At 63.4% G+C, this 14,126-nt stretch carries 13 protein-coding genes; 4 read left to right on the top strand and 9 right to left on the bottom strand.

The window, feature by feature from the left end; genetic code table 11:
* Window positions 1–45 precede the first annotated feature (45 nt).
* Complete coding sequence (locus tag F4Z81_09420) at window positions 46–1,002, bottom strand: carbohydrate ABC transporter permease (GenBank protein MXW05270.1); 957 nt, start codon at window positions 1,000–1,002, stop codon at window positions 46–48.
* Window positions 1,002–3,362: an extracellular solute-binding protein gene (locus F4Z81_09415; protein ID MXW05269.1), complete on the bottom strand. Its 2,361-nt coding sequence runs from the start codon at window positions 3,360–3,362 to the stop codon at window positions 1,002–1,004. Before F4Z81_09415 ends, F4Z81_09420 begins: the two co-directional genes overlap by 1 nt.
* A gap of 284 nt (window positions 3,363–3,646) precedes the next feature.
* Here F4Z81_09415 and F4Z81_09410 point away from each other — a divergent pair, with 284 nt between their 5' ends.
* Complete coding sequence (locus F4Z81_09410) at window positions 3,647–4,786, top strand: PLP-dependent aminotransferase family protein (GenBank protein MXW05268.1); 1,140 nt, start codon at window positions 3,647–3,649, stop codon at window positions 4,784–4,786.
* Between the two features lie 3 nt (window positions 4,787–4,789).
* On the opposite strand, the gene F4Z81_09405 is transcribed toward F4Z81_09410, so the two are convergent.
* The 7 genes from F4Z81_09405 to leuC all read right to left on the bottom strand — a co-directional run bounded on the left by F4Z81_09405 (window position 4,790) and on the right by leuC (window position 10,713).
* Window positions 4,790–5,056, bottom strand: a complete 267-nt coding sequence (locus F4Z81_09405; protein ID MXW05267.1) for a hypothetical protein — start codon at window positions 5,054–5,056, stop codon at window positions 4,790–4,792.
* Between the two features lie 164 nt (window positions 5,057–5,220).
* The gene (locus tag F4Z81_09400; protein MXW05266.1) at window positions 5,221–5,931 is read right to left on the bottom strand and encodes a hypothetical protein; all 711 of its coding nucleotides are present in this window, start codon (window positions 5,929–5,931) and stop codon (window positions 5,221–5,223) included.
* Window positions 5,932–5,982: 51 nt separating this feature from the next.
* Complete coding sequence (locus tag F4Z81_09395; GenBank protein ID MXW05265.1) at window positions 5,983–6,708, bottom strand: creatininase family protein; 726 nt, start codon at window positions 6,706–6,708, stop codon at window positions 5,983–5,985.
* 37 nt (window positions 6,709–6,745) lie between these two features.
* On the bottom strand, window positions 6,746–7,594 hold the full coding sequence (locus tag F4Z81_09390) for a phytanoyl-CoA dioxygenase family protein (protein ID MXW05264.1): 849 nt from the start codon (window positions 7,592–7,594) through the stop codon (window positions 6,746–6,748).
* A 232-nt stretch (window positions 7,595–7,826) separates the two neighbouring features.
* On the bottom strand, window positions 7,827–8,474 hold the full coding sequence (locus tag F4Z81_09385) for a GNAT family N-acetyltransferase (GenBank protein MXW05263.1): 648 nt from the start codon (window positions 8,472–8,474) through the stop codon (window positions 7,827–7,829).
* 152 nt (window positions 8,475–8,626) lie between these two features.
* Window positions 8,627–9,259 carry a 3-isopropylmalate dehydratase small subunit gene (gene leuD, locus F4Z81_09380; protein MXW05262.1) on the bottom strand — a complete coding sequence of 211 codons (633 nt, stop codon included), beginning with the start codon at window positions 9,257–9,259 and terminating at the stop codon, window positions 8,627–8,629.
* A 53-nt stretch (window positions 9,260–9,312) separates the two neighbouring features.
* A complete protein-coding gene (gene leuC / locus F4Z81_09375) occupies window positions 9,313–10,713 on the bottom strand; it encodes a 3-isopropylmalate dehydratase large subunit (protein ID MXW05261.1) in 1,401 nt (466 codons plus the stop codon).
* Window positions 10,714–11,016: 303 nt separating this feature from the next.
* Between leuC and F4Z81_09370 the strand changes: the two genes are divergently transcribed.
* Genes F4Z81_09370 through F4Z81_09360 form a run of 3 tightly spaced genes read left to right on the top strand, consistent with a single transcriptional unit; the run spans window position 11,017 to window position 14,117 of the window.
* Entirely contained in the window at window positions 11,017–12,309 is a 1,293-nt protein-coding gene (locus tag F4Z81_09370) for a DUF512 domain-containing protein (protein MXW05260.1), read from the top strand.
* 6 nt (window positions 12,310–12,315) lie between these two features.
* Window positions 12,316–13,641: a ribosome biogenesis GTPase Der gene (locus F4Z81_09365; protein MXW05259.1), complete on the top strand. Its 1,326-nt coding sequence runs from the start codon at window positions 12,316–12,318 to the stop codon at window positions 13,639–13,641.
* Window positions 13,638–14,117: a MerR family transcriptional regulator gene (locus tag F4Z81_09360; protein MXW05258.1), complete on the top strand. Its 480-nt coding sequence runs from the start codon at window positions 13,638–13,640 to the stop codon at window positions 14,115–14,117. The genes F4Z81_09365 and F4Z81_09360 overlap by 4 nt, the downstream gene beginning before the upstream one ends.
* The last annotated feature ends 9 nt before the right edge of the window (window positions 14,118–14,126 follow it).

Below are 14,126 nucleotides of genomic sequence, written 5' to 3'. Positions count from 1 at the left end.
TCGGGCACCCCACCCCTCGAGCGCTCCACCAGTAGTTACCAGGCGTCACCCCTTCAGCGCCCCCACCGTAATCCCCTTCGTCACCTGGCGCTGGAGCAGGGCGTAGACCGCCATGGTGGGCAGCATCATGAGCACCAGGCCGGCGAAGGCCATGCCCCAGTCGCTGCGGTACTGGCTCACGATGGTGATGTTGGCCAGGCCGAGGGGAAGGGTGCGGAGGCTTTCGGCGTTTTCGCCCGACAGGAACATGAAGGCCATGAAGAACTCGTTCCAGGTGCCCAGGAAGGCGAAGATGCCCACGGTCACGAGGGCGGGCTTGGCCAGCGGCAGCATGATGTGCCAGAAGGCCCGCAGTTCGCCGGCGCCGTCCATCAGGGCCGACTCGTGGAGCCCCGACGGCAGTGACTTGAAGAAACCCGCCAGGATAAAGATGGCGAAGGGCATGCCGAAGGCGATGTAGACGAGCAGCAGCCCCAGCCGTGAGTTGAGCAGCATCAGGTCCTTCATCTGGAAGAAGAGGGGCACGATGGCCAGCTGCAGCGGCACCATCAGGCCCGCCAGGAAGAAGAAGAACAGGGGCCGTGCCCCGAAGAATCGGAACCGCGACAAAGCATAGGCCGCCATGGCCGCGAAGAGCAGCGACAGGATCACCGTCAGCACCGTCAGCATCGCGCTGTTCAGGAAGTAGTCCCCGAAGTGCCCCACCGTCCACGCCCGCGAGAAATTGATCCACTGCAGGTCCGCCCAGTCCGGTAGCGTGAATGGCGCCAGGAAGATCTCCCGGTCCGTCTTGAGCGACGTATACAGCAGCCAGGCCATCGGGTAGACCACGATGACCAGGTACCCGAGCAGGACCGGGTAGATCACGAGGTTCCAGGCCGACGTCCGGCTCTTAGATTCCGTCGGCTTCTCCGAGTCCGGCGATCTCGTTTGGTCCGGCGGTCCCGATTCGCCCGTCCGCTCGTTTTCTCCGGATTGGTTCATTTCTTCCGCCCGTGTCATCAGAACTCCACCGTTTCTCTTCGCATGAGCCGCAGTGTGGCGGCCGTGCCGAAGAACACCATGATGAACAGCAGCACCGCGATGGCCGTGGCTTCGCCGATCTTGAATTCGGTGAACATGTCCTGCACCATGAGCGTGCCGATGACGTGCACCTGCGTGGTGGGCGTCTGGTTGGTCAGGAGCCAGATGGTCTCGAAGGCCTTCATCCCGCCGATGACCATGAACACGATGGAGATGGACAGCACCTCCCAGATCAGCGGCAGGGTGATGGTCCAGAACTGCCGCCACGACGAGGCCCCGTCGATGTCCGCCGCTTCGTAGAGGCTCTGGGGAATGCTTTCCATGGCGGCCAGGAAGAGGATCATGTTGAAGCCGCAGGCGCCCCAGATGGACATGGGGATGAGCGCCCAGTACAGGTTGGACTGCGACAGCCAGGCGAATCCTTCCATGGCCTGTAGCCAGCTTCCCGCGCTCTCGAAGCCTAACGCGGACAGGATCAGGCCGAGTCCCACCAGTGCGGCGTTGATCGGTCCGCCCTGGGGATTGTAGAGGTGCATCCAGAGGAGCGTCGCGGCCACGGCCCCGAGGATGTTCGGGAAGAAGAAGGCGATGCGGAAGAACTTCGACCCCCGGATTTGCCGGCTGATGCACACGGCCAGGAAGAGAGAGAGGGGGATGACGAAAAGCGGGATGACGAACATGATGAACAGGTTGTTGTTCAGCGCGATCCAGAACCCGTCGCTTTCGAAGAGCAGCCGGCCGAAATTGAGCAGGCCCGTGAAGCGCATGTCGGTCAGCCCGTCCCATTCGTTCAGGCTCCAGAGGAAAGATTTCGCGCTCGGGATGATCACGAAGACCGCATAGAGCAGCAGGGCAGGCGCGATGAAGATGATCCGGTCAGTGCGCCCGAGGAATGGGAGACCGGCGACGTGTGATTTCCCCGCGCGGCGGCGGTCCCGGTAGCGTTTGTAGGTCGTGGCCGACCAGTAGCCGATGGCCAGAGCCATAAGGCCGATCAGCAGGCTGGGTTTCCAGACGTGCCGGATGTTGATCTCGTCCGGCGCGATGGTCTGCCGTCGAACGACGGCCGCGGCCGCTTCCAGTTCCGCGGCGGCCTCTGCGGGCGTGGTCTGGCCGGTGATCACCCTGAACCGGGCGTCGGTCCAGTACTGCGTCATGGCCGGATAACCCTCGCCGGGCGGCGTGCCGTAGGTGACGGCCGCGTTCTTCAACATGGCCGCCAGGTCCGCCATGTCCTCGGTCAGGTTCGCTTCGGATACGCCCGCCACGGACACGGGGATGTCGCGCATCCGGGCGAACAGGCCGGCCATGCGCCGCGAAGTCATGAAGCGCAGGAACTCGACCCCGGCCAGCGGGTTCTCGCTGTCCTTCAGGACGAAATAGTACCCGGACCCGCCGTAGACGGCCGTGGGATCCGCCCTGCCGGTCGGCGCCACAGGGATGTTGAAGGATCCCAGACGGAAATCGTCCGGGATTTTCCCCAGCATCTCGCTCTTGAGCCACGAACCGCAGAAGATCATGGCCGTGTGCCCCAGGAAGAACTCGAGCTGGGACTCGGTGTGACTCATGCCCATGGCGCCCGGTTGGAAGTAGTTCAGCGCGATCCGCTGTGCGAGGGAAAGGGCCTCGACGAATTCGGGGTTGTCGAAACTGCCGGGCACCAGGTTCTTCTGATCGAAGTACCGCTCAGGTCCGGCGAGGTGGTAGTAGCCGTGGTCGATCACGGCCTGCACGTAGCCCGGGTACCGGCCCTGGAAGGCGAGGGGCCACATCCCGGCGGCCTTGATCTCCTCGCACAGGTCGAGGAACTCCTCCCAGGTCGTCGCCGGTTCCCAGCCGTTTTCCTCGAACATGTTCTTGTTGTACCACACGGCGTAGGCCGACGCCATCAGGGGGATGCCGTAAGTCCTTCCCTCGTGGGTGTACTGGGCCAGGGTCCCCGGCAGGAACGATTCGCGCCAGGTGCGGTCCCCCTCCCAGTTCGGCTGGTCGAGGAACTCGTCCAGGGGCAGCAGGTCGCCGTTGCGGATGAGCGCCCAGTAGTTGAGGCGGGCGTTGGTGACCTCGGGGAAGGACCGTTCCAGGATGCGCACCCGCACCTTGTCGTGGATGCGGGGATCGCCGTAGAGGTCGATCACCACGTCTTCGTGCTCCTGTTCGTAGGTCCGTGCGCACGCGAGGAAGAACTCCAGGCCCTGGCCGCCCTCGAAGAGGGGGATCTCGACGCGGACCGGGGGCTGTGCCTGCGGTGCCCGATCCGGCCGCTGGTCTTGCGCTTCGGAAGCGGCCGCGAAAGACGTGAGTATGCTGAACAGCAGGAGGAATCGGAACAGGATCATTGTTGAAAAGCCGATGGATGCGACCTACAGGGTCAGGTAGGATCAATGTAGAATGCTCGGTATATCCTGTCAACGCCACCCACCTTGTCCTGTTGCACGTGCTCCGTTCCGTCGTCGATCCGCCGTCGATCCGTCGTCGATCCGTTGTCGATCCGCCCCTGATCCACGCAGAACCGGTTGACAGGCGCGGGACGGCCATCCTACATTCCGTGATCAACTTGCCTGTGCATCGAATAAAGTAAAATCCGCCATCGGCGTAACCGCCACCCTACAGGAGCAGGTCCATGCGTGAGATCAATTTCGGCGCGGGGAGGCCCGATCCGCTGTCCTTTCCTTCGGACGCGCTGGCCGAGGCCGCCGCGAAAGTCATTAGGGCCCGGGGCCCGGAACTGGTGAACTACCCGGACGGTCGCGGCTACGAACCCTTGCGGGCCATCGCGTCGGAGCGCTTCGAGCGCGGCGCGGGCAAGGCGGTGCCCCTGGAGGAGATCGTGCTGACGTCCGGTTCCATGCAGGCGCTCCAGTTGATCACGGAAGCCTTCGCGTCTCAAGGCGATACGATCGTCACGGAAGCCTTCACCTACGGCGGGTCGCTGAGCGTGTTCCGAAGCCGGCAGGTGCGCATCGCACCGGCGCCTATCGACGACCTGGGGCTCGTGCCGGATGAACTGGAGACCGTACTCAAAGGGCTCGTCGACGGGGGCACGCCGCCGAAGTTCATCTACACCATCCCCACCCATCACAATCCCACGGGTTCCATCCTGTCCCTGGAGCGTCGCAAGCGCCTCCTCGAACTGGCCCGGGAGTTCGACACGCTGGTCGTGGAGGACCACTGTTACGCCGATCTCGTGTTCCAGTCCGATCCGGTGCCGCCGAACCTGTACCACCTCGACGAAGACGGCCGGGTCGTGTACGTCGGCTCTTTTTCAAAGATCCTCGGACCGGGCGTCCGGCAGGGCTACTTCATGGCGCCGGAAGTGCTGCATCAGCGGATCATGGCGAACAAGATGGACGGTGGGACAAACGCGCTGGCGAGCATGATTGTGGCCGAATACCTGGGCGATCATCTCTGGGACCACATTCGCGATGTGAACGACGTCATGAAGGCGCGCAAGGACGCCGTGGTCGAATCGCTGGCGACCCACTTCGGCGATCTGGGCGAGGAGGTGTACTGGACGGATCCGCCCGGTGGCATGTTCGTATGGGTGCGTATCCCCTCGGCGACGGACACGCGGAAAGCGCTGCAACTGGCTGCAGGGCGCGGGGTTTATTACAGTCTTGGTCAGTCATTCAGCGCTGCGAATGAAGACATCCCCTACCTGCGCATCGCATTCGGGTTCCCCACGACAGAGGATATTCGCGAAGGCGTGCCCATCCTCGCCGAGTGCATCAAGGAAGCCCAGGGCAAGGGCCTGGCGGCGTAGGCTTCAATCGCTGTCGTTACCGGATACACGCAGATACCCCTCGACCCTTCCGAGTCGGGTATTGATGTTGTCGAGACGATTGTTCATATCTCTCATCGCCGCACGGATTTCTGTGAGGTCGGTTCGAATCTCATTCCTGAATTCCTGATCTTCCCGATCCAGGTAAGTAAGCGTCGCGATGAACAAGATGCCCAGGGTCACAATGAACATGCCTACGGCAGTTACGATCTGTGCGCCGAAGGTCAAGTTATCACGGGTCATCTCGGTCATCGTCTGACTCCTTGGACGTATAACGCCTTAAATTCTGTCCAGCCTCCCATTCAAATAGGTCTATACTTGATTCGTCGGAATTAAAACCCCCGATCTCGTTCCGGCTTCGAAAAAAAACAAAAAACACAAAACCCCGTGGATTCCTCCTACCCCGTGGATTCTCCCTACACCATCTTCCGCTCGCTGTTTTCGTACCTGACCTCGTAGTCCTCCTCGGGCACCGGCATGGCCCGCATGGCCAGTTCCCCGTCGGTCACCAGCGGATCGGTTTTCAGCAGCAGTTCGTCCAGGGTTTCCGCGGGTGACTTGTCAGTCGTATCCAGCGTGACCAGGTGGCCGTTACGCGTAAGGAGCGATCGGTCGACCTCGTCCTCGAAGCGTTTCTTGAGATCGGGTATGTCCTGCTCGTCGATGATCTGGTACTCGTGGGGGTCCGTGCGCATGCGCTCGCGGATCGCGTCGTCGTCGGCGGTTAGGTGGATCAGCACGACGTCAGGCAGCCGGGCTTCCAGGACCAGCACCTCGTAGTGCCGCTGGTTGTTCTGGACGTAGTTCGGATAGTAGGGATTTCCCTCCACGCTGCCGTACACGTCGCAGTAGACCTTCTCCTCGATGTGCCAGCCGGCGATCAGCGTGTGGGGGTAGTTGCGGATGACCTCCACGTGGTAGTGCAGCTGCATCCGCTGCATGCGTTCTTTCACGTCGTCGGGATAGTGGACGTACTGGGCCCGGGAAACGGGACTCAGGGAAGCGTCCGGGATGGTGAAGTGATCGTCTAGATGGGTCCGGCGCCGCCGTTTCTGGTAGTAGGCGTCCAGGTGATCGATCAAGGTAGACTTGCCGGCATACTCGATACCGACGAAAATGGACCGCATGTGTTGCTCCTTTCCACAGTTAAACGCTTCAATCAAACGCTTCGATTTGTATCAGCGCTGCAGTAGTTCGACCCACGCGTCGACGACCGCCTCGACCATGGCCTCCCCATGGGCCGCGTTGGCCGTCCAGCTGTTCCGTTCTTCGTCCTGTCGGCAATACCACGGCGCGTTCTCGTCCAGCTGCCCCTGGTCCACCAGTTCCGGGTGCGCGGCCAGCAGGAAGGAAGTCTCGTTGTACCCGGCGTGGTCGCCGCCGGCGGGCGGGGACGCGGCGGGAAGGATCATGGGGTGGACCTGGATCCTGCCGAAACGGAGTTCCTCCCTGGACATTTTGGCATCCGCCCACCATCCCCGCGGCTTGCCTTCGACCAGGACCATTTCGAAGGACAGTTCCGCCGCGGCCTTCTTGAAGGCCAGTGCCAGCGGGGCTTCCATGCCCTGGTGCATGATGATCACGTAGATCCGCCCGAAGCCCATCTCCAGGAAGTTGCGCAGGATCGACTTGACGTACGAACCGAAGGCATCGTAATCGGGGTCGATGGTGCCGTCCTCGGGTCCGCCCAGGGCGTAACCGGTGGGGCCGAAATCGAAGGGCGGCGAGATGACCGCGTCCAGGCGCTTCGCCACGCGCGCGCAGATCTCTTCCACGATGATCGTGTCGTGACCGATGGCCATGTGGGGACCGTGGGTCTCGATGCAGCCGGCGGGTACGAGCAGCGGGTCGCTTCGTTCCACGGCCTCGCGCAGTTGATGGGGAAGCATGTGCTTCAGGTACATGGATTCCTGCCGGGCAACGATTGGGTCAGGCTTCCGATCAGATTTCCACGGTATGCGTGTGCTGAGCCACGTCGAGTCCGTGCCGGTCGGCCCATTCCCGGATGGGCCAGTCGATGCCGTCGGGCGCTTCGCGTCCCTCGGAGTCCACCGTGGCGCCCAGTAACTGGCGTCCGATATCGTCGGTATCAGCGAGGAGTCCGGCGTCGGGCTGCTGAACGCCGCTGTAGAAGCGCATGTAGTGGTCCGGCTTGATCCATCGGTAGTGGTAGCCGTAGATGACGACCCTGGCGGTCTGTTTGGCGAAGTTCAGTCCGGCCGCGTGGTATGTCCGGTTTTCAAAGAGGAAGGCGTCGCCGGCCCGTAGGATCGGCTGCACGTATTCGTCGGGATGGACCTGGCCCTTTCTTATCGGCAGCGCGGATTTCATGTTGTTGCTGCCCCGGACGAACATGGTCGCCCCCGTGTCCGGTTCGGGGAAATCCGTCAGGCAGTAGCCGATCTTCAGGCCGACGAAGGGAAGCACCACGTGGCCCACGTCCAGCGAAACACCCACGTCGCGGTGCCAGTTGACCTGGCCGGTATCCCCGGGCGCCTCCGGATGCTTGTAGATGAGCGCGGTGTTCGTGATGTGGATGTTGAAGCCCATGAGGGCCACGATGAGCGGGACCGTGCGCTCGTTCGTAACGAGGTCGAGGAAAGGCCGCTCCTGCACGAGACCAGGACGGCGGTGGGCGTAGAAGTCGGGATACTCGAACCCTTCCATGAGCCGGTCGCCGGTCTCCGTGAGCGCTTCGATCTGGCCAGGATCCAGCGCGCCCGGAACGATCAAGTAGCCGTCCTCCTCGAAGGAACGGCGCTGGGATGGGGTCAGGGGCGTGGGATGCATGGGTCAGTCCTGGGTTTCTGTTCGGGTTGTCGTCAGTGAGGGTACAGGATACGCATATGTATTGTACAATTGTACAACTGAATACCGGCAACCGACACGGGAAGCGACGCACCGGGCGTACCGTTACTGCGGGGTGAAGCGCGCAGGGGAACCGTTTCCGTGAGACTTCCCGGCCTGCCAGATACTCCACATTATAAGCCAGTGAAACCCGGACGCAAGGCGGAAATGCCCGTTACAGCGGCATGCGCCAGATCAGTTGTAATTCGTCAGGAAACTCCGCGTAGGCGTTGGAAATGATCGCACCCAGGCGGCACCTCTGGCGGGCGTAGAACCGGCACGCGGGCACGTTGGTATTCTGGGTTTCGATCTTTATTTCGATGCAGCCGTGGCGCCGCCCCCAGTCCACCGCGGCCTCGAAGAGTTTTCGTCCCACGCCGGTCCCGCGATGGTCGGGGTGGACGCGCAGGTCCCACAGCACCAGGAGGTCGTCCCGGCCCTCCAGCATGTTCACGTTCGGCGTGCGGCGGGCCAGCAGCGCGCCGCCCACCCGCCTGGAACCGTCGAAGGCCGCGAGCAATCCCCACGCCGAAGTGTCCCACCGGCCGAGCCACCGGGCGGGCCAACGGGCAGGCCCTTCTTCTGATGTCTGATCGTAGTCCTTGACGTAGGGGGGATCCACCGGTTCTTCCACCAATGCGATACCCCCGAGGCCGCCGTTTACCTGATCGGCCCGGAAACGGGATCTCACCTCGTAGGCAATGGGTACATGGCCGTGTTCGGCCAGCCTGGTCAGGGGTTCTTCGACGATTTTCAAGCCTTGATGCCCCGCATTTTGCCTTAGCGGCAGTCGCAACGCGCCGCGCACTGAGCTACGCGCAATCCTTCGACCACATCGCGCCGCGCACTATGCCACACCTGGATCGAACGATCCGGTTCCTGGACGACGTGCCCGATCACAGGGTGGCGTGACGGTCCCGTTGAAACACGCTGCGCAGCGTTTCGTCGCCGGCCTGGGACAGCGCGAGCAGTTGGTCAGCCCGTACTCCGGGTACGTTCATACGCCGCTATGTCGTCCTCGAATTGCAGGGTCCAGCCGATTTCATCCAGACCCTCCAGGATAAAGTGCTTGAGGAAGGGGTCGACCTCGAACGGGTGGGACGCGCCGCCGGGCTCGGGAGCACCGTTGGGATCGGTTGGTCCGCCGGGCTCGGTGACGACCTGCCGTTCGAGGTCCACCGAGACGGAATAGGGGTGCTGCTCCGCCGCGTTCCGGAGCATGCGGTGCACGGTATCGCCGGGCAGCACGACGGGAAGCAGTCCGTTCTTGAAGCAGTTGTTGTAGAAGATGTCCGCGAAGGACGGCGCGATGATCACGCGAAAGCCGTAGTCCTGCAGTGCCCAGGGCGCGTGCTCTCGGGAACTCCCGCAGCCGAAGTTGTCCCCGGATACCAGGATCGTGGCGTCCCGGTAGCGGTCTTCGTTGAGCACGAAACCGGGATCGGGCGAGCCGTCGCCCGTGAACCGCCAGTCGTAGAACAGGAACTGTCCGAACCCGGTGCGCTCGATCCGTTTCAGGAACTGCTTGGGGATGATCTGGTCCGTGTCCACGTTGATCCGGTCGAGCGGGACGGTCAGGCCGGTGTGCGTGGTAAAGGGATCCGCCATGTTTGCTCCGTTTCCGATATGCTCCGTTTCGGTTTGCTCCGTTTCGGTTTGCCTCACCAGTCTCGCACGTCGACGAAATGGCCGGCGACGGCGGCCGCCGCGGCCATGGCCGGGCTGACCAGGTGCGTGCGTCCGTTCCGGCCCTGCCGCCCTTCGAAATTGCGGTTCGAGGTGCTGGCGCACCGTTCGCCGGGCTGCAGGATGTCCGGGTTCATGCCCAGGCACATACTGCAACCGGCCTCGCGCCATTCGAAGCCGGCCTCCAGGAACACACGGTCCAGTCCCTCGGCCTCGGCCTGCCGCTTGACCGCGTGGGACCCGGGCACCACCAGGGCGGTCACCCGCGGCGATACGCGGCGGCCCTTGATGACGTCCGCGGCCGCCCGCAGGTCGCTCAACCGGGAATTGGTACAGCTGCCGATGAAGACACGGTCGATCTCGATATCGGTGATCGACGTGTTGGGTTCCAGCGCCATGTAGGAGAGGGCCTTTTCGGCCGCGCGCCGGTCGTTCTCGCTGTCCATCTCTACGGGATCGGGCACGACGCCGGTCACGTCCGTCACCATGCCGGGGTTGGTGCCCCACGACACCTGGGGTACGATCTCGTCCGCCTTGAGCGCGAGTCGCTCGTCGAATTCGGCCCCGTCGTCGGTGGCCAGCCCCCGCCACTCCGCCACGGCCCGGTCGAACGCCGCGCCATCAGGGGCGAACTCCCGTCCCGCCAGGTACTCGAAGGTCGTGTCGTCCGGCGCGATGAGGCCGGCCCGCGCACCCAGTTCGATGGACATGTTGCAGATCGTCATCCTTTCGTCCATCGAAAGACCGCGGATCGTGCTGCCCGCGTACTCGATGACCGTGCCCGTGCCCCCGGCCGTACCGGTGCGGCGGATGATGTTCAGGATAATGTCCTTGGCCGTCACCCCCTCGCTCAACACGCCGTCCACGCGGATCTCGAAGGTCCGGGAGCGCTTCTGGAGCAGGCATTGCGTGGCCATGACGTGCTCGACTTCGCTCGTGCCGATGCCGAAGGCCAGCGCGCCGAAGGCGCCGTGGGTGGACGTGTGGCTGTCGCCGCAGACCATGGTCCTGCCCGGCTGCGTGATGCCCAGTTCCGGACCAATCACGTGGACGATCCCGTTGCGTGGCGAGTCGAGATCGTACAGGGGCACGCCGAACTCATTGCAGTTCCGGGCCAGCATGTCCACCTGCAGGCGCGCGATCTCGTCGGTCATGGGCAGGGAGCGGTCGGTGGTGGGCACGTTGTGGTCCATCGTGGCGTAGGTCAGGTCGGACCGCCTGAGCTTCCGGCCCGCGGCCCGCAGCCCTTCGAAAGCCTGCGGAGAGGTCACCTCGTGGATCAGGTGGGCGTCGATGTACAGGACGGTGAGCCCGTCGGGCATCTCCTTGACGACGTGCTGGTCCCAGACCTTCTCGTACATGGTTTTGGGAGGCATTGCTGTTTCCCCGGGATTCTCTGATTCAAAAACAGGCGTGGCGGCCTGTAAAGACCGTAAATTCATACGCTTACACCCGCGGTTCCGACTTGCGGCCCAACTGATCCAATATAGCCTGACAGCGGCCCCGCGGGCAAGTGAAAAGTCCGCGCCATTCAAGGGTTCCGGAACCCGCCAATACCCTTGACAGAAAGGGTCCGATTCTCTATATTTCCAAGGGTCGCAAATTGTTATATGTAGATACCTAAACGATTGCTTGTGATGACGCTTTGTTGTCATTGATATTTCAAAGTGTTAGGTGATATGCGGATAGAACAGGTGCGTCCGGACAGCATCGCGGAACATGTCGGCCTGGTCCCCGGAGACCGGTTGATCCGGATCAATCAAGCCCGGGTCAGGGATTCCCTCGACTACCGGTTCTGGTCCAGCGAAGACGTGCTGGAGCTCGACATTCTCCAGGCCAATGGAAACCGCGTGCTGATCGACGTGGAGAAGGATCCGGACGAGGATCTCGGCCTGTCTCTCCACGAACCGCCCTACCAGGCCTGTGCGAACAAGTGCGTGTTCTGCTTCATCCACCAGAATCCGAAGGGCATGCGCAAGGCCGTGTACTTCCAGGACGAGGACGTGCGCCTCACGTTCCTCTACGGCAACTACGTGACGCTGGCCTTCGCCTCCGACGCGTACCTCGACCGGATCATCGTGCAGCGCCTGAGTCCGATCTACGTGTCGGTCCACGCTACGGACCCGGAACTGCGCCGGATGCTGCTGGGCGCGCCCAAGGCGAAGGACGTCATGCCCATCCTGCGGCGGCTGGCGGACGGCGGCATCCTGATCGAGACGCAGATCGTCCTCTGTCCCGGACTCAACGACGGCCCCGCGCTGCGAAAGACCGTGGACGACCTGGCCGAACTGTATCCGGCGGTGGAGTCGATCTCCATCGTGCCCGTCGGCCTCACCGCGCACCGCCAGGGACTGTATCACCTCGAGCCGGTCACCGTGGACTACGCCCGGCGCATGATCGATACGGTCGGCGCCTGGCAGGAGGAACTCCGCGAACGGCTCGGGCATCCGCTGGTGTATCTGTCCGACGAATGGTACCTGATGTCTTCCACGCCCTTTCCTCCGCCGTCCTTCTACGAGGACTGTCCCGTCGTGGAGAACGGCGTCGGCATGGTCACGCAGTTCGAAACCGAAATGGGCGAACAGACGCGTTCGCTTCCCGATCGGGCAGCCGAACCGCTCCGGGCGACGCTGGTCACGGCCGAACTGGCACAGGACGTGGTCCGGACGTCGCTTGTGGAACCCCTGAACCGGGTGGAGCACGTGGAAGCGAAGCTGGTCGTGGCGGAGAACACGTTCTTCGGCCCGGGGATCACGGTGTCGGGACTGCTGACCGGCCGGGATATCCTCCATGCGCTGAAGGACGAGGAAGTGGGCGACCGCGTGTACCTTCCGCCGAATGTGCTGAACGACGACGGCCTGCTGCTGGACGACATGAACCTGCCCGGCCTGAGCAAGCGGATCGGGGTGCCGGTGGATCTCTTCCCCGGACACGTGCGGGACCTTCCCGGACTGGGAGGAGCGAACGGTTAGACAAACATGTCCCCTGTCATCGCCATCATAGGACGCCCCAACGTGGGCAAATCGGTGCTGTTCAACCGGATGATCGGCCGTCGCGATGCCATCGTGCACGACGCCCCGGGCATCACGAGGGACCGGCATTACGCCGACGCCGACTGGTTCGGGAAGAAGTTCACCGTGGTGGACACAGGGGGCCTTGTCCCGGAATCCGATGAACCCATGGAAGCGGCCATCGAGCAGCAGGCCCGGCTGGCCGTCAGCGAAGCCGACGTGATCCTGCTGGTCACGGACGTCCGCACGGGCATCACGCCCCTGGACCAGAAGGCGGCCGAAGTCGTCCGCCGGGCCGGCAAGCAGGTCATCGTCGTCGCCAACAAGGTGGACAGCGGCGCCCAGGAGAACCACGCTTACGAGTTCGGCGCGCTGGGGCTGGGCGAGCCCATGATGATCTCCGCCCTGAAGGGACGCAACACCGGCGACCTGATGGACCTGCTGGCGGAACGGATGCCCGAACCCGCGCCTGTCGAAGAAGAGGACGACGGCGCGATCAAGGTGGCGATCGTGGGCAGGCCCAACGTGGGGAAATCGTCTTTGGTCAACGCCATCGTGGGCAGGGACACGGTGATCGTCTCCGACGTCCCCGGCACGACGCGCGACTCGGTGGACACGCAGATCACCCGGCAGGGCGTGAAGTACAGCCTGATCGACACGGCCGGCCTCCGGCGCCGGTCCCGGATCAAGAGCGACATCGAGTTCTACAGTATCACGCGGACGATGCGGAGCATAGCGCGCTGCGACGTGGCGGTGCTCCTGGTGGACGCCGTCGACGGCCTGGCCACGCAGGAACAGCGGATCGTATCGCAGGTGGACGAGTCCGGGAAGGGGCTGGTCGTCGCCTTCAACAAGTGGGACCTGGTGGACCGGACCGAGCATCCGACCGAGGCCTACGCCCAGACGGCCAGGGAGTACCTCCGGTTCGCCGACTACGCGCCGATTCTGTTCGTGTCGGCCGAGACCCGCCGCGGGGTGACCCAGATCATGCAGAAGACGCGCCACGTCCACGAAATGCGTTCGCTCCGGGTATCCACCGGCGAACTGAACCGCGTCGTGGAAAGCATCACGGCCTATTATCCACCCCCGGCCGCGCCGGACGGGCGGGCGACCAGCATCCTCTACTGCACGCAGGTGCAGAACGCGCCGCCCACCTTCGTGTTTTTCGTGAACCATCCGGACGCGATCCCGGATTCGTACAGGCGGTACCTTTCGAACCGGCTTCGGGAGACCTTCGTATTCGAGGGTTCGCCCATACGCGTGTTGATCCGCGGGCGGGAAGGGAAACGATGAGCAAGCTGTACTATTCCAGCAGCGAAGTCTCGACCATGCTCGAACTCGAGCCGTCCGTACTCCGGTTCTGGGAAGACCAGTTCGGCCAGCTGCGCATCAAGCGGAACCGCGCCGGCAAGCGGATGTACCGGGAGAAGGACATCGAGCTGATCCGCACGATCAAGCAGCTCACCCGGGACGAAGGTTACACGATCGCCGGCGCCAAAAAGAAGCTCCAGGAATCCGCGGCGAACCGAGGCGCCGAGAAGGCGGGCCGAACCGCGGAAAGGGCGGACCGCGCCGCGGAACAGGCAGCGCCCAGCCCGGTGAAATCAGATCCTGGCGCGGAGTCGACGGCCCCGGGCGAGCAGGCGGCCCACGGCGAGCAGGCGGCCCACGGCGAGCGGAAGGCCCCCCCGACCGATACCTCCTCCCAATCCGAACTCATCCATTGGTTGCGGTCCCGCCTGATCGAGATACGGGATTCGATGGACTAGGGTCATGCA

It is taken from the genome of Gemmatimonadota bacterium, assembly GCA_009835325.1.
Classification (GTDB): Bacteria; JAAXHH01; JAAXHH01; order JAAXHH01; family JAAXHH01; genus JAAXHH01.
This window is presented reverse-complemented; position numbering and strand designations above follow the sequence as displayed.